Origin of the sequence: Allobosea sp. 2KB_26, from assembly GCF_052115715.1 — a bacterium.
Lineage (GTDB): Bacteria > Pseudomonadota > Alphaproteobacteria > Rhizobiales > Beijerinckiaceae > Allobosea.
On record NZ_JBFRHE010000003.1, the window covers coordinates 158,087 to 172,959 of the forward strand.

Genomic DNA, 14,873 nt, shown 5'->3' on the forward strand with positions numbered 1-14,873 from the left:
GTCCTCGCCTCCCAGATCGGCACCGGTCGCGAGGCCGCGGCTGCCCTCAGTCGGGCGCTGACGCCGGCAAGGCAACGGCGGAGCGGCTTAAATGGTTGCATCGCCAGGACTGGCGGCGCCATGTGGGATGACGCGGCCACGATCCTGAACGCGCGTGCCGACGCCTCCTGCGGCGGGACCGGCGAGGCCATGTCGATGACGATGCGATAGCGCACATCGCTACGTTCGAACCGCTCGAAGGCGTCGTTGATCTCGTCCATGTGGATCATCTCGACATCCGGGTGAACCGCCTTCTTGGCGCAGCGTCCGGGGCTCAGCGCGGCGCCACGACGTAGCGCAGATGCAGGACGCCATGCGCCAGCGGTTCGCAGCTCTTGAAGGAGAGCTGCACATCGCCGTCGAGACCGTCTTCCCCTGCGTCGATGAAAGCCTGATGTCCGGCCTGTCCGTCGATGGCGGGCACGAGGAGCAGGCTCAGCTCATTGACCAGGCCGGCGGCGAAGAAGGAACCGTTGATGCCCGCGCCACCCTCTAGCAGCAACCGATGGATGCCGAGTTCGTGGCCGAGGACATCCAGCATGGCGGCCAGATCGATCCTGGCGGTTTCGGAGACGATATAGGAGACCCCGTCCGCGGCGAGTTCGGCGAGATGACTGTCTGCAACCCCGCGGCCGAGCAGCACCACGACGGGATCGCCGCCGATCTTCGGCCCGGCGAAGTGGAGCTTGCCGGATGGATCGAGCGCGATCGCAAAGCAGTCGGCCTCACGGACGGCGAAATGGCAGGGCCGCCCGACCGGGCCGGCCTGGCCCGGTGCATGCGGACCGACCCTGCTGATCTCGGCCATCGTCACCCGGCCGACCAGCCAGGCGTCGGGCTCGAGCCCCTCATGGACCTCTTCATAGAGCCTGGACCATTCGGCCTTGCTGCCATCGGGGCTCCAGGTGAAGCGGCTCGGATGGAGGCTGCCGTCCAGCGACGAGAGCATGTGGCAGATGACGATGGGTCTCATGGCTTGCTCCCCCAGGCGCTCGCACGGAATGGCACCGCCATTCGGAATGGCACCGCCATGCGCGATGGCGCGGCCATGATCTTGATCCGACCTGCGCGCCCTACCCCGCCTGCGCTGGAACCAGCGAGGCCATGTCGATGACGAAGCGGTAGCGCACATCGGCGCGCTCGAGCCGCACGAAGGCGTCGTTGATCTCGTCCATGCGGATCATCTCCACATCGGGATGAACCCCCTTCTTGGCGCAGAAATCGAGCATCTCCTGCGTCTCGGCGATGCCGCCGATCGGCGAGCCGGCGATGCGCCGGCGGCCGAGCAGGAGCGGCACGGTCGAGGGCTCCGCGAGCGGCCCGACCTGGCCGACCAGGACAAGCGTCGCATCGACATCGAGCAGCGACAGATAGGGATTGATATCGTGCTTGACCGGCACGGTATCGATGATCAGGTCAAAACCGTTCGCGGCCCCGGCCATGGCCTCGGCATCGCTGGAGACCAGCAACCGGTCGGCGCCGAGCGCCAGCGCATCGGCCAGCTTGTCTGCCGTACGGCTCATCACCGTGACATCGGCGCCGAGCGCAGCCGCGAGCTTCACCGCCATATGGCCGAGGCCGCCGAGACCAACCACGCCGACGCGGCTGCCCGGTCCGACATTCCAGGTGCGCAGCGGCGAATAGGTGGTGATGCCGGCGCAGAGCAGCGGCGCGACCTTGGCGAGATCGAGCCCGTCAGGCACGCGCAGCGCGAACTCCTCGCGCACCACGAGATGCTTGGAATAGCCGCCATAGGTCGGCTCGGCCGGCTCGCAGGAGAAGCGTTCCTTGTCGTTATAGGTCTGGACATTGCCCTTGCGGCAGAGCTGTTCCAGCCCCTTGCGGCACTGGTCGCAGGCCTGGCAGGAATCGACCATGCAGCCGACGGCGACATGATCGCCGGCCTTGTAGCGGCGGACATCGCGGCCGACCGCGGTCACCCGGCCGACGATCTCATGGCCCGGTACCATGGGATACTGGCTCCAGCCCCAGTCATTGCGGGCCTGGTGCAGATCGGTGTGGCAGACGCCGCAATAGAGCACCTCCATCGCGACATCGTTCGGCCGAAGCTCCCGGCGGGTGAAATCAAAGGGCGCCAGCCGGGACGTCGCCGCCCGGGCGGCATAGCCAATGGTCTTCATTCCGGTCTCCCGTCCTGGTGAATGTGGAGGCACCGGCCTCGGTGAGGGCTTGGCACAGCAGAGGATTTCATCCCCGCCTCCCCTCGCCATGCCCCTGTCCGAGATAGTCGCCGTCCGCGACCTTCTCCATCCAGGTCACCACCGAACCATCCTTCATCGCGGCGATAGCGACATGCGCCATGGCGCAATCCGGCGCGGCGCCGTGCCAGTGTTTCTCGCCCGGTTCGAACCAGACGATGTCGCCGGGTCGGATCTCCTCGACCGGGCCACCCTCGCGCTGCACCCGGCCCAGACCCGAGAGCACCAGAAGGGTCTGGCCGAGCGGATGGGTGTGCCAGGCCGTCCGCGCCCCGGGTTCGAAGGTGACGGTCGCACCGCTCAAGGCGCCGCCGCCGGCGAAGGGCGCATCGATCCTCACCGTGCCCGTGAAATACTCGGCCGGCCCCTTTGCAGAAGGCTGCGCCCCGCTTCGCTTGATGTCCATCCACGTATCCTCACGTCCTCGTGCCTGGAGCCGGACAGTGTGCCGATCCTCCCCGCACTGTAGCCGCGCGACATTCATTGGATTAGGCGATAGAAACCGCATGAAGCCATATCGGGGATTCATGAATGCGACGCGAGGAACTGGTCGATCTCAATGCTTTCCTGACGGTCGCCGAGGAGCAGAGCTTCACGCGCGCCGCCGCCAAGCTCGGCACCTCGCAATCCTCGCTGAGCCATACGATCCGCCGGCTCGAGACCAGGCTGGGCGTGCGCCTGCTGACCCGCACCACCCGCAGCGTCGCCCCCACTGCGGCCGGGGAACGGCTGCTGGGCACGTTGCGCCCGGCGCTGGAAAGCATCGGCTCGGAACTGGCCTCCCTCAACGAGCTGCGGGAGAAACCGGCCGGGACGATCCGCATCACCACCTCGGAGCACGCGGCGACGACCGTGCTCTGGCCGGCCCTGGAGCGGTTCCTGCCGCATTACCCCGACATCCATGTCGAGCTCGGCATCGATTCCAGCCTGACCGACATCGTCACCGAGCGCTTCGACGCCGGCGTCCGGCTCGGCGAAGCCCTCGCCAAGGACATGGTGGCGGTCCGGATCGGGCCGGATCTGCGCATGGCGGTGGTCGGATCGCCCGGCTATCTCGCGACGCGCTCCATTCCCCAAACGCCGCATGACCTCGCCGAGCATGACTGCATCAACCTGCGCCTGCTCAGCGGCGGTGGCTTCTATGCCTGGGAGCTGGAGCGGGACGGACGCGAAGTCCGCGTCCGGGTGGAGGGTCGGCTCGCCTTCAACAATGTCAGCATGATCGCGCGCGCCGCCGAGGCCGGCTTCGGGCTCGGCTTCGTGATGGACGACCATGTGGCGGAACAGCTGGCCCGGGGCAGCCTGGTCCGCGTGCTGGAGGACTGGTGCCCGCCCTTCTCCGGCTACCACCTGTACTACCCCAGCCGGCGCCAGCCATCGGCGGCCTTTGCGCTGCTTGTCGACGCCTTGAAGTACCGCGGGTGATGGCGGGCCGGCACTGCTCCGCTCAGGGCGTACGGTCGCACACGGAACGACTGGCGCAGCGTCGACAGCGTGCGGGCGGATGTAGCGAGGCTCAGCTGGACTGGACAAAACTGCCCTGGAGGCAGATCAATTCGGTCTGAACAGACGGGTCATCATGCCGGAGTTTCGGTCATGGCATCGGGTCTCCCTTCACGGCTTGCACCAAGGCTCGAGCGCCTCCATGCAAGGGCGGGACGGGGCGCTTCAACAGGGCGGTTTCCGGTCGCAGCGACGATGACGACGAAGATGCGGCGGAAACCGCAGCCCGGACCATCATGCTGCACTTCGCACGCCCTGAATGCGCTTCGGCGCGCAGCCACAGTGCCGAGGAGCCGCAGCCATCGCGCCCTTGCCTCGACGGCACGCGCCCAGAACCCGACCGCGCCGCCCAACGCCAAGTTTCAATCCCTTCCCGGACCGGACTTTCGCTCCGGGGGCGCGGGCACGGGCTTGCCGGTGGCCGTCAGCCCTGCCGCCCTCCCGCTCCAAGCGGGCATCGCCGCGTCTCCGGGGAGCTGAAATGGTGAAGGCGAGCGCGATACGGGCCACCCTGCTGCTGGCGGCTGCGGTCCTTGGCTCAGCCGCGCAGGCGCAGGCCCAGCCTGCTTCCGCCGCCGATCTGAGCCGCCGCATGATCGAGCGCCGCGCGGTCGAGGCGGTGATCTGGGCCATGCCCGCGGTCAATACCGAACTGATGTTCCAGGCGATGCTGAAGCTCGGCGGCAAGCCCAACCAGATCGTGTACTGGTCGGGCCTGCTGGACTGGCGCAACCAGACGCTGACTCCCAACCCTGACGTGATCTACCTCATGGCCTTCTTCGATACGAAGGACGGCCCGATGGTGATCGAGATCCCGCCTGAAGGCGACGGCGTCATCAATGGCAGCATCATGGACCCCTGGCAGGCGGCGCTGGAAGATGTCGGCCCGGCAGGCGCCGACAAGGGCGCGGGCGGCAAATATCTGATCCTGCCCCCTGGCTACAGCGAGCCCGTGCCGGAGGGCTATATCACGCTGCCTTCCGCAAACCGCCAGGGTTATGCTCTGCTCCGCTCGCTCCTGAAGAGCGGCAGCGAGGCCGACATCAAGGCCGCCGTCGCCTATGGCAAGCGGATCAGGCTCTACCCCCTCGGCCAGGCGGCCAACCCGCCCGAAACGGTCTTCCTCGACGCGCGCGGCAGCGTCTACGATTCCACGATCCCCTACGACCTGCGGTTCTTCCAATCACTCGACCGGTTTGTGCAGCAGGAACCCTGGCTCACGCGCGACAAGGCCATGATCGACCAGTTGAGGTCGATCGGCATCGAGAAGGGCAAGCCGTTTCGGCCGGACCAGGCGACGCAGCGCCTGCTCGGTGCGGCCGCAGCCGAGGCTCATGCCTGGCTCGAGATGAAATACGCTACCATGTTCGCGCCCTATTACGAGGGGCGCCACTGGGCCTTTCCCATCCTGCCTGAGGTGATCGAAGGCCTGCAGAGCCAGTTCGCCGACCCCGACAGCTACCCCGTCGATGGCCGGGGCGTCACCTATACGATGGCGTTCTTCAGCACCAAGCGTTCCGGGGTCGGACAGTTCTATCTGATGACGATCAAGGACAGGGACGGCAGGGATCTCGACGGAACCAGCAGCTATCGCCTGACCGTGCCCGCGAACGCACCGGTCAGGCAGTACTGGTCAGCGACGGTCTATGATCGGGCCACCCACGCCCTGATCCGCGACATGCCGCGCTCCGGACGCTCCTCGCAAAGTCCCGGGCTGCAAACGAATGCGGACGGTTCCGTCGACATCCATTTCGGCCCCAAGGCCCCGGCCGGCAAGGAGGCGAACTGGATTCCGACAAGGCCCGGCCGACGATTCGAAGTGCTGTTCCGCTTCTACGGGCCCGACAAGCCGGTCTTCGACAAGAGCTGGGCGCTGCCGGACATCGCGAAGGTCGCGCCCCGCTGACTGCAGGAGAGCAGGATGAGACGCAATCGCCGGGAAACGCTGTCGTTGCTGGCCGGCGCGGCCCCTGCCGCGCTCGGCACGTTTTCCGTTGCGGGGATCGCAAGCCCCGGCCTGGCCCAGCCCAGGCCGAAGGGACGGAGCGCGGGAACGGGCCAGTCCCCGCTGCAGACGATCGAGACGCGCATCGGTCCCCTCGAGTTCACCCACGGCTTCGCCAGCGGCTACCCGACGGATGCAACGATCGAGAAGCTCTACGACGAGCGCGATTTCCAGCGCGCCTGCCAGGCCTATCTCTGGGCGCTGCCGGCCGTCTCGTTCGCGGCCTGGCAGCGCGGCGTCACCGATCAGCTTGGCGCCAGAAACGGGCAGATCGTCGCGATCCTGTCCTATGAGGCGCGGCGCGGCATCCTGACCGCCAACGCCACGACCCCCTACTATCTCGGTTTTGCCGATCTCACCTCCGGGCCGCTGGTGCTGGAGATGCCTGAACAGGGCGTCCAGGGCGGGGCCAGCGACGCCTGGCAGATGACCATTCCGGGGACCGAAACCCCCGGCCGATATCTCGTTCTGGCTCCGGGCCAGGAAGCGCCGGGCGATGTCGCCGGCCTCACCGTTCGCCACTCGCCGACCTTCAACATCTTCCTTGGCGCGCGGCTGACCGATACCGATCCGGAGAAGGCGAAGGAGGCCCTGTCGCATCTGCGGATGTATCCCTATGCCCAACGCGACAACCCGCCCAGGATGGATATCCGGGACGCCGGCACCACGGCATGGAGCGGGCTGCCGCCGCGCGGGCTCGCATATTGGCGACGGCTCGACGAGGTGATCCAGCACGAGCCGGTTGCGCCGCGCGACATCTTCTTTCACGCGATGCTGCGCCCGCTTGGCCTGGAAAAGGGCAAGCCGTTCAAGCCGGATGCCAGGCAGGCGAAGATCCTCGCCGACGCCGCACTGGTCGGCGAGGCGATGGCCAAGGCCAATTCCACGGACCGCCGCTTTGCGGGAGCGCGCTATCGCCCCGATGCGCATTGGGATTTTGCGCTCCAGCTCGACGCCGATGACCCCGATGTTTTCTGGAACCTGCTCGATGAACGCGCGTCCTGGTTCTATGAGGCCGTCGGTGCCGGGCCGAGCATGGCCCCCAAGCGGCCAGGGCCCTCATCGGCCTATCTCAGCGCCTACAGGGACAGCGCCGGCAACTGGCTGGACGGCGGCAAGGCCTATCGCCTGCGTGTTCCGCCCAAGCCACCGATCAAGCTGTTCTGGTCGGTGACGCTCTATGATGTCGACACGCGCGCGCTGATCCTGAACCAGCAGAAGACCCCCGATCGCTCGTCACGCATGGACCTGCGCCAAAATGCCGACGGTTCGGTCGACATCCATTGCGGGCCGAAGGCGCCGGCCGGCTTCGAGAAGAACTGGATTCCCACGGTGCCAGGCAAGAACTGGTTCGCGTATTTTCGCTTCTATCAGCCCACCGAGGCGTATTTCGATCGATCCTGGCCCCTGCCGGACTTTGAGCGGGTCTAGAGCGCATCGGGTACGCGGAAGCGCCGCTGCGGCATGGCCGGCCCGCGTCGTCGGCCTGGAAAGGTGACAGATGCAGACCACAGCAAGCCGGGGAGCGAAGATTGCAGGACCGGCGGCAGCGCCGGGCGCCAGCGCCCTGAGCCGCCGCGGCCTGCTGCTGGGCGGCACCTCCCTCGGTGCGGCGGCGGTCGCGCTGGGCGCGGGCCTGCCGGCGCAGCTTGTGCAGGCTCAGGCCCCCGCGCCGCAGGCCAGGCCGAACATCCTGTTCATCCTCGTCGACAATCTCGGCTATGGCGAACTGGGCGTCTATGGCGGCGGGGCGACGCGGGGAGCGCCGACACTGCGCATCGACAGGCTCGCGAGCGAGGGCTTGCGGCTCACGAACATGAATATGGAGACGCAGTGCACGCCGACCCGGTCCAGCATCCTGACCGGGCGCTACGCGATCCGCTCCGGCACCCATTCGGTGCCCTTCGGCGGCGTGGCGGACGGCCTCACGCAATGGGAGGTGACGCTGGCCGAGGCGCTGTCGGGCGTCGGCTATGCGACTGCGCTCTACGGGAAATGGCATCTTGGCAGCCAGGACGGCCGGCTGCCGAACGACCAGGGTTTCGACGAGTGGTACGGCATCCCGCGCACCACCGACGAGGCGATGTGGCCGGGTTCGAGCGGGTACTCGCCTGGCATCATGCCGCCGGAACAGATCATGGAGGGGCGCAAGGGCGAGAAGAGCCGTGAGATCGCCGTCTATGACACCGAGCAGCGCCGTGCGATCGACGCGGAGATCACCCAGCGCTCGGTGGCGTTCATGGAGCGTCAGGCGCAGGCGCGCAAACCCTTCTTCGCCTTTGCGGCGCTGACGCAGCCCCATTTGCCGACCCTCCCGAACCCGGCGTTCGCAGGCAAGACCGGCAACGGCGACTGGGCCGATATGCTGGCCGAGATGGATCACAACGTCGGACATATGCTCGATGCCGTGGAACGGCTGGGCATTGGCGACAACACCATCGTGATCTTCGCCAGCGACAACGGGCCCGAGTTCATCAAGCCGTGGGACGGCTGGGCCGGGCCATGGCGCGGCCAGTATTTCACGGCCTGGGAGGGCGGGATCCGCGTGCCCTTCATGATCCGCTGGCCGGGCCGGATTCCCGCCGGCCGCGTCAGCGACGAAATCGTTCACGGCGTCGACCTGTTCCCGACACTCGCCGGCATTGTCGGCGCCCCGGTGCCGACGGACCGCCCGATCGATGGCGTCGACCAATCCGGCTTCTTCACGGGCCGGACCGAGAAATCCGGCCGCGAAGGGATCTTGATCTGGTGCGCCGATCGCCTCCAGTCAGTGAAGTGGCGCAACTTCAAGGTGCACTTCTACCGGCAGGACACGATGGTTTCACCGCCGATCAAGCTCGGGATCCCACTTCTCTTCAATCTCTACACGAACCCACGCGAGGACGAGGACAAGGTCATCACGGATAGCTGGATCTTCGGACCCGTGCTGAAGATGGTCGGAACGTTCGAAGCCAGTGTGAAGAAGCATCCCCTGATCGCGATGGGGACGCCAGACCCCTATGTCCCGCCCATATAGGCTCTCCAGGGCAAGGCAGGGGCGCCACGAGAGCGAGGCCCCGCCCAACTGCGCATAAGCGGGTACGGGAAGCCGCTGCCCGGCCGGCCGGCCAGATCGAGGCCATGATCGCGGCCGTCGATGCCGGCGCAGGGTCCCGTCAGCGCTTGACCACGGCCGGCGTGGGCGCGGCAGGTGCCGCCTGCCCGCCGAGCGGGAAAGCGATGCTGAGGAGCCCGATGGTGCCGCGGGAGCGGTTCTCGACCTCGACCTCGCGCATGACCTTCAGGAGCGCTGAAACCGGCGTGCCGGCCACCTCGAAATTATAGCCGACGGTGCCGCCGACCGCCGTAACCCTGCCCTTGTAGGCGCCAAGGCTCGCGCCGCTGCCGCCATCTCCGCTCACCTGCTGGTAATGGCCAACCATGACGCCAACGGAGAACTCCTTGGTCAGGTTCTTGGTGATGGCGAGATCGGCGTGAAAGGCGTTGCCGCTCCGGTAGTCGGTGGCGGTGTTGGCACCGTTGATCTCAAGGCCGATCGTCGTCGAGATATCGAGCCCGATGGCAGGGTCGAGATAGGTCAGCGCCCCGTAGACGTCGCCGATCCAGCGGTTGAACGAGAGATTCGACAATTCGCCGTCCTGGTAGGAGCCGGACGGTATGTTGACCGAGACGCCGGTCTGCCAGTGGAATTTGCCGGCATGCCAGCCGATGAGGCTGGAGACGATCGGATCGCCGACATTGAAGGTGGCGTCCCGCTCGGAGAGAGCAAAGGCTCGCCCCAGCCGTGGCGCGGCGATGACCGCGCCTGCGCTCACGCGTGGCACGCCGAGCGGCAGCGACATCGCGAAAGCCAGGTTGCCGCCCAGGATCTCGACGGGTGTCACCCAGGTCGGCGTCAGGAATGCAGCGCGGGCCTCGACCTGGACATTGGCGAGGACGGCGCCGCCGATCTGGATTTGCTTGGATGCCGAGAGACGTCCGGAATAGCTGTAGAAATCGGTCTCGAAATAGAAGCCCGGCGGCGGCACGACGCCCGCCAGGGGCCCGTGAATGCCGGGGACATAGAGGCTCGCGCCCCCCTCGGTGGCTTGCGCCGATCCGACCGGGAGACCGGCAAGAAGGCAGGCTGCAACAAGCGCCTTCGAAACCTGCCCCCGCATGGACTCGCCCCATCTCATCTTGCTGTTGGGTGAGGCTGAACTTGCCGTGCCGGGGCGTCAAGACGCAGCACTCCGCTGCGTCCCGGTGAAGTCGCCCTGGCTGCTTCGAACGCGGCCGCGACCTCGCAGTCAGGATCTTGCAGCCAATGAGGGAGACGCCGACTTAGCCGGTGCGCCCCGATGCCAGGGGCGGCCGCGACGCGGGGCCAGCCGGCCAATCGCCGGATTCCTCTGCAACCGATGTTAACGGACGTGCATGGGCTCCTGCGGTCCTTCCCGGGCCGCGGACGCAAATAGCCGATTGAGCAAGAGCGCTCAGGCCTCCTTCGTTACCTCGATCCACAGAAAGGAGGCCTCTTCGTTGTCCTGCCTTTCGATCGACGAATTGCGGACGATCAATCCAGCATCGGATAGATATTTCAGTGTTTCCGCTTCGCCGTTGTGACCGAAGAACATGGTGGTTCCCAGCCATTCACCGATCCACTCGCCCGGGGCGCCTGTTCCAAAGCTTCCAACAAAGACGCCGCCCGGCTTCAGCCATCGCGCGATCTTCAGGATCAGCGGGCCTTGTTGGACAGCCGGAACATGGGTGATTGAGTAGAAGGCAGCGACGGCATGGAAAGAGCCAGCTTCAAACTGCACGTCGCACATATCCGCCTGGATGAATGTCGCCAGCGGCACGTTCCTTCCAGCCCTGAGGATTTGTTGTGTCGATCCGTCGACACCCATGACGGCATGTCCCAATGCCGCAAGGTCGCGCGCCACGGGGATGCCCGCACCGCAGCCCAGATCGAGGACCCGGCCGCCTCCGGCTGGCAGGCTGTCGACAAGACGGCCTACCCATTTCTGACGAACAGCAGATACCCCGAACCGTTCGAGATAGGCGTCTGCAACCTCGTCATAGCCCGCGGCAACAAGATGTTCTGGCTTGCTTGTCATCGTGGAAGATTTGCAGACGGGCGGACGCGCGTCGAGCCGCGGTTTCCGCAAGTCCCAATGCTCCCTGGCAGACTTCAGCCGATCCTCAAGCGCTGCCTTGCCCAGGCAGGTGCGAGCACCGGCGCTCGGAACTCCGGCAGCGGCATATGCCGAGCATCTGGGCGTCCTTCGCCGATGTCCAGGGCTCCATTGCCGCGAGCGCCCGCCCCGCCGCGCCGGCGCGCGGCATCAAGGCTGCTGCATCGCGCCGGAAACGCGTGTAAATTCGTCATTATCGGAGACGGTTGGCGCGAAAGCACCGGACCACGACGGCACTTCTGCCGGGGATAGCGGAAGCGACATCGCGTCGGTTGGCCTCGCTTGCGTCACAGCAAGAGGTGGGAGGGTGTCATGAGGAAACTCGCAACGCTCGCCACTGCCGCTTTGATCATGACCGGCAGTGTCGGAGCCGCCGACGCGCAATATTGGCGCGGGGGCGGCTGGGGCTATCACGGCGGGTATTATCGCAACTATGGCTGGGGCGGCGGGGCTGTCGCGGCCGGCCTCGTCGGCGGGGCGCTGCTCGGAGGTCTGGTCGCCGCAGCAACGACGCCCGCCTATGCCTATGGATACGGTTATCCGGCCTATGGCTACGGATATGGCTATCCCGCCTATTCCTATTATGGACCGCGGGCTTATTATCGCCCGGGCTATTACTATGCGCGGCCGGTCTATTATGCCCCGCGCTATTACGGCTGGAACCGGGCTTATTACGGCCCGCACTATTATCCCCGTACGGTTTACCGGGCATATTGGTGAGGCCGGCGCCGACGACCGGCCATCAGCGAAGCCGGCCGGTCGGTCGCGTCCGCGAAGGGGGGTCTCCGTTCGACGGCCGAATGCCGAACGGAGCCGTGCCTCAGCGCAGCGGCGCGCCGTAGCGCTCGACCTGGTAGGGCTGCCGGGCGAGGCCGACGCAGAAGCTCGCGACCGCATCCTGCAGCTTCTCGGCCAGCAGCTTCATGGGCGCGTTGGCCGCTTCCAGCCGCTCGCGCGCCGCTTCCGCCTCGCGCGCCAGCTTCGCCAGGTCGAGCGTCAGCAGGCGCCCCTCCTTCACGACGAAGCGGCCGCCGATCATCACGTCGCGCACCGCCGTGCCATCCTCGACATGGACGATCTGGTTGACCGTGCGGTTATGCGGCAGCCAGTTGATATGACCGAGATCGACGAAGACGAGATCGGCCTTGTAGCCGCCTTCGATCCGGCCGATGCGGCCCTGGAAGCCGAGCGCGCGGGCGCCCCCTTCGGTCGCCGCGTGCAGCACCTCCGGTGTGGTCAGCCATTCCCGGACATCGGGCCCGCGCACCTTCGAGACGAAGGAGGCCAGGCGCGTCGCCTCGTACATGTTCTGGTTGTCGCCGCTATTCGAGCCGTCCGTGCCGATCGCCACATTGACGCCGGCCGCGAGCATCGCCCGCACATCGGCAAGCCCGCTGCCCAGCCGCATATTACTCGCCGGGTTATGCGCGACCGAGGCACCATGTCCGGCGAGGATGCGCATGTCCTCGGGATCGAGCCAGACGCCATGGGCGACCGTGAAGTCGGGGCCGAGCAGACCGAGCTGGTCGAGATGGGCGGTCAATGTGCGGCCATAGCGCTTCATGCCGGAGAGCGCCTGGATCTTCGATTCCGCGACATGGCTATGCAGGCCAAGCCCGAAGCGGCGGGCGCAGTCGCGGCAGGCGCCGAGGAAGCCGTCCGAGCAATGCAGCGGGATCGTCGGCGCGAGCGCGATCTTCAGCCGCTCGGTGTCGAAGCGCGCCTGCGTGACGAACGCCTCGAAGCCCTTGAGCGTCTCGGCATAGGGCTGCATCCGGAAGCGGTCGACCTCAGCGCGTAGCGGCTCGGGCAAGGCGTCGTAGAGGCCGGGAATGGCTTCATAGAGGGTGGTATCGGCGACCATCGGCGCGATCGTCGCGCGCATGCCGACATCCTGATAGGCCCGTGCGACGGCCGACATGCCCTCGACCGAAGGCGCGGGCACCTCGAAGAACAGGTCGTAGCAGGCGGTCGTACCCTTCAGCACCATCTCGGCGCCGTTCAGCGCCGCGCTGAGATATTTGTCCTCGAGGCTGCGGTTGCCGCTGATCCAGGGGCCGGCAGCCAGAAGCAGTTCGAGCGACCAGCGGTCCCCCATGGCCTTGGCGAGCGCACCATGGCCATGGGTATGGGCGTTGACGAGGCCGGGATGGACGAGCTTGCCGGCGGCGTCGATCTCGGCCGCTCCCTCGGGGGCGGACATGCGGTGCGGACCGATCTCGCGGATCGTGTCGCCTTCCAGCAGCAGGTCGAGCGGTTCAGCCTGAACACGCTCCGGCAGCAGGACGAGGGCGTTGCGGATGATGGTGTAGAGCGGGCTTGCGGTCATGGCGGGTCTCCTTCTCGACGCCGGGGGATCAGCGCCGCTGCTCGGCCGCAGCCCAGGGGAAGAACACCCGCTCGGCGACGACGATCAGCTGGAACAGGACAATGCCGAGCAGGGCCAGGATCAGCATGGCGCCGAAGGCGACGGGAACCTTGAAGAACGCGGTCGCCGAGGTGATGAGATAGCCCAGGCCCCGTTCCGCCGCGACGAACTCGCCGACCACGGCGCCGACGACGGAGAGCGCGATCGCCGATTTCAGGCCGGAGAACACGAACGGGATCGAATAGGGCAGACGCACCCGCAGCAGCTCCTGCAGCTTGCTCGCGCGGCAGGACCGGGCAAGCTCGACCAGTTCCGGGGGCACCGCGAGCAGGCCGGTGGTCATCGAGATCACCAGCGGGAAGAAGGCGACCAGGAAGGTCACGATGACGCGCGGCAGCTCGTTGGGGCCGAGCACCACGACCAGGATCGGCGCGATCGCGACCTTGGGCACCGACTGGGTCAGCACGAGCAGCGGGTAGATCGCGTCCGCCGCCAGCCGCGAGGAGGAGATCAGCACGGCGAGCGGGAAGCTGACCGCGATCGAGAGCAGGAAGCCGAACAGAACGGTCCTGAGCGTCGCCAGCGTGTGCTCGCCCAGGGCCGGGCCCATCGCCGCCGTGTCGTGGAAGATCCGCGAGGGCGCCGGCAGCAGGTATTCGGGAATGGCGAAGACCCGGACGGTCACCTCCCAGATCGCCATCAGCACCACCAGCGCGACAAGCGGAATCAGGAATTCGCGGCTCGCGCCGAGCAGGCGCAGGGTTTTAGTGTTCGACATCGAAATGCGTCCCCTGCTCGCCGAAGATCAGTTCGCGGATGCGTCCGGCGCAGCGCTGGAATTCCGGGTGGCCCGACATGGCGAAATCGCGCGGGCGCGGCAGATCGACATCGATGATTTCCGCGATCCGGCCGGGCCGCGGCGACATCACGACGACCCTGTCCGCCAGGATCACCGCTTCGGGAATGGAATGGGTGACGAAGATGATGGTCTTGGGCGCGTTCGCCCAAATCCGCAGCAGCTCGATCGTCATGATCTCGCGGGTCAACGCATCGAGCGCGCCGAAGGGCTCGTCCATCAGCAGGATGTCGGGATCATGCACCAGCGCCCGGCAGATCGCAGCGCGCTGCTGCATGCCGCCGGAGAGCTGGCGCGGCCGGTGATCGGCGAAATCCGCAATGCCGGCGACGGCCAGCAGGTCCTTCGCCCTGCGGCGCGCCGTATCATCGGCGCGCCCCATGATCGTCGAGGGGAACATCACGTTTTCCATGATCGTCGCCCAGGGCAGCAGGGTCGGCGCCTGGAAGACGATGCCGGTGTCCTGCCGTGGCGCGCTGACGCGCTCCCCATTGATGGCGATGCTGCCCTCCGTCGGCGGCACCAGGCCGGAGACGAGCCGCAGCAAGGTGGACTTGCCGCAGCCGGAAGGGCCGACGAGCGTGACGATCTCCCGGTCGCGGATCGTGAGATCGATCCCGTCGAGCGCGCGCACGCCGCCATTGCCGACCGATCCGAAGACCTGGCCGGCCCCGCTGATTTCAATCATGTCTGTTCTCCGGCGTCC

The 14,873-nt window shown here is 66.8% G+C and carries 13 protein-coding genes; 5 read left to right on the forward strand and 8 right to left on the reverse strand.

Annotated elements, in window-relative coordinates; genetic code table 11:
* Positions 1 to 313 precede the first annotated feature (313 nt).
* The 3 genes from AB4099_RS11505 to AB4099_RS11515 form a co-directional block, all read right to left on the reverse strand.
* Positions 314 to 1,012, reverse strand: coding sequence for a RibD family protein (locus AB4099_RS11505; RefSeq protein ID WP_441478173.1), 699 nt, complete (start codon positions 1,010 to 1,012; stop codon positions 314 to 316).
* 100 nt (positions 1,013 to 1,112) lie between these two features.
* Positions 1,113 to 2,180, reverse strand: a complete 1,068-nt coding sequence (locus AB4099_RS11510; RefSeq protein WP_441478174.1) for an NAD(P)-dependent alcohol dehydrogenase — start codon at positions 2,178 to 2,180, stop codon at positions 1,113 to 1,115.
* Between the two features lie 67 nt (positions 2,181 to 2,247).
* Positions 2,248 to 2,664, reverse strand: a complete 417-nt coding sequence (locus AB4099_RS11515) for a (R)-mandelonitrile lyase (protein WP_441478175.1) — start codon at positions 2,662 to 2,664, stop codon at positions 2,248 to 2,250.
* A 125-nt stretch (positions 2,665 to 2,789) separates the two neighbouring features.
* Between AB4099_RS11515 and AB4099_RS11520 the strand changes: the two genes are divergently transcribed.
* The 4 genes from AB4099_RS11520 (at position 2,790) to AB4099_RS11535 (ending at position 8,782) form a co-directional block, all read left to right on the forward strand.
* Positions 2,790 to 3,683 carry a LysR family transcriptional regulator gene (locus AB4099_RS11520; RefSeq protein WP_441478176.1) on the forward strand — a complete coding sequence of 298 codons (894 nt, stop codon included), beginning with the start codon at positions 2,790 to 2,792 and terminating at the stop codon, positions 3,681 to 3,683.
* Positions 3,684 to 4,242: 559 nt separating this feature from the next.
* Positions 4,243 to 5,667 carry a DUF1254 domain-containing protein gene (locus tag AB4099_RS11525; RefSeq protein ID WP_441478177.1) on the forward strand — a complete coding sequence of 475 codons (1,425 nt, stop codon included), beginning with the start codon at positions 4,243 to 4,245 and terminating at the stop codon, positions 5,665 to 5,667.
* A 15-nt stretch (positions 5,668 to 5,682) separates the two neighbouring features.
* The gene (locus tag AB4099_RS11530) at positions 5,683 to 7,197 is read left to right on the forward strand and encodes a DUF1254 domain-containing protein (protein WP_441478178.1); all 1,515 of its coding nucleotides are present in this window, start codon (positions 5,683 to 5,685) and stop codon (positions 7,195 to 7,197) included.
* 70 nt (positions 7,198 to 7,267) lie between these two features.
* Positions 7,268 to 8,782, forward strand: a complete 1,515-nt coding sequence (locus AB4099_RS11535) for an arylsulfatase (protein ID WP_441478179.1) — start codon at positions 7,268 to 7,270, stop codon at positions 8,780 to 8,782.
* Between the two features lie 139 nt (positions 8,783 to 8,921).
* Here AB4099_RS11535 and AB4099_RS11540 read toward each other — a convergent pair whose 3' ends face one another.
* Entirely contained in the window at positions 8,922 to 9,926 is a 1,005-nt protein-coding gene (locus tag AB4099_RS11540) for a SphA family protein (protein ID WP_441478180.1), read from the reverse strand.
* Between the two features lie 315 nt (positions 9,927 to 10,241).
* Positions 10,242 to 10,865, reverse strand: coding sequence for a class I SAM-dependent methyltransferase (locus tag AB4099_RS11545; RefSeq protein WP_441478181.1), 624 nt, complete (start codon positions 10,863 to 10,865; stop codon positions 10,242 to 10,244).
* 390 nt (positions 10,866 to 11,255) lie between these two features.
* Between AB4099_RS11545 and AB4099_RS11550 the strand changes: the two genes are divergently transcribed.
* On the forward strand, positions 11,256 to 11,663 hold the full coding sequence (locus tag AB4099_RS11550) for a hypothetical protein (RefSeq protein WP_441478182.1): 408 nt from the start codon (positions 11,256 to 11,258) through the stop codon (positions 11,661 to 11,663).
* Between the two features lie 100 nt (positions 11,664 to 11,763).
* On the opposite strand, the gene AB4099_RS11555 is transcribed toward AB4099_RS11550, so the two are convergent.
* Genes AB4099_RS11555 through AB4099_RS11565 form a run of 3 tightly spaced genes read right to left on the reverse strand, consistent with a single transcriptional unit; the run spans position 11,764 to position 14,855 of the window.
* The gene (locus AB4099_RS11555) at positions 11,764 to 13,272 is read right to left on the reverse strand and encodes an amidohydrolase family protein (RefSeq protein WP_441478183.1); all 1,509 of its coding nucleotides are present in this window, start codon (positions 13,270 to 13,272) and stop codon (positions 11,764 to 11,766) included.
* A 28-nt stretch (positions 13,273 to 13,300) separates the two neighbouring features.
* Positions 13,301 to 14,089 (reverse strand): ABC transporter permease, encoded by a 789-nt coding sequence (locus AB4099_RS11560; RefSeq protein WP_441478184.1) that lies wholly within the window; start codon positions 14,087 to 14,089, stop codon positions 13,301 to 13,303.
* Entirely contained in the window at positions 14,076 to 14,855 is a 780-nt protein-coding gene (locus AB4099_RS11565; protein ID WP_113516288.1) for an ABC transporter ATP-binding protein, read from the reverse strand. The genes AB4099_RS11560 and AB4099_RS11565 overlap by 14 nt, the downstream gene beginning before the upstream one ends.
* Between the last annotated feature and the right edge of the window lie 18 nt (positions 14,856 to 14,873).

Excerpts from the sequence above, each read along its gene's own strand:
- AB4099_RS11535 (WP_441478179.1), top strand. The coding sequence starts at position 7,268 with ATGCAGACCACAGCAAGCCGGGGAGCGAAGATTGCAGGACCGGCGGCA.
- AB4099_RS11565 (WP_113516288.1), bottom strand. The coding sequence starts at position 14,855 with ATGATTGAAATCAGCGGGGCCGGCCAGGTCTTCGGATCGGTCGGCAAT.
- AB4099_RS11550 (WP_441478182.1), top strand. The coding sequence starts at position 11,256 with ATGAGGAAACTCGCAACGCTCGCCACTGCCGCTTTGATCATGACCGGC.
- AB4099_RS11540 (WP_441478180.1), bottom strand. The coding sequence starts at position 9,926 with ATGCGGGGGCAGGTTTCGAAGGCGCTTGTTGCAGCCTGCCTTCTTGCC.
- AB4099_RS11545 (WP_441478181.1), bottom strand. The coding sequence starts at position 10,865 with ATGACAAGCAAGCCAGAACATCTTGTTGCCGCGGGCTATGACGAGGTT.
- AB4099_RS11505 (WP_441478173.1), bottom strand. The coding sequence starts at position 1,012 with ATGAGACCCATCGTCATCTGCCACATGCTCTCGTCGCTGGACGGCAGC.
- AB4099_RS11515 (WP_441478175.1), bottom strand. The coding sequence starts at position 2,664 with ATGGACATCAAGCGAAGCGGGGCGCAGCCTTCTGCAAAGGGGCCGGCC.
- AB4099_RS11555 (WP_441478183.1), bottom strand. The coding sequence starts at position 13,272 with ATGACCGCAAGCCCGCTCTACACCATCATCCGCAACGCCCTCGTCCTG.
- AB4099_RS11520 (WP_441478176.1), top strand. The coding sequence starts at position 2,790 with ATGCGACGCGAGGAACTGGTCGATCTCAATGCTTTCCTGACGGTCGCC.
- AB4099_RS11530 (WP_441478178.1), top strand. The coding sequence starts at position 5,683 with ATGAGACGCAATCGCCGGGAAACGCTGTCGTTGCTGGCCGGCGCGGCC.
- AB4099_RS11510 (WP_441478174.1), bottom strand. The coding sequence starts at position 2,180 with ATGAAGACCATTGGCTATGCCGCCCGGGCGGCGACGTCCCGGCTGGCG.
- AB4099_RS11560 (WP_441478184.1), bottom strand. The coding sequence starts at position 14,089 with ATGTCGAACACTAAAACCCTGCGCCTGCTCGGCGCGAGCCGCGAATTC.
- AB4099_RS11525 (WP_441478177.1), top strand. The coding sequence starts at position 4,243 with ATGGTGAAGGCGAGCGCGATACGGGCCACCCTGCTGCTGGCGGCTGCG.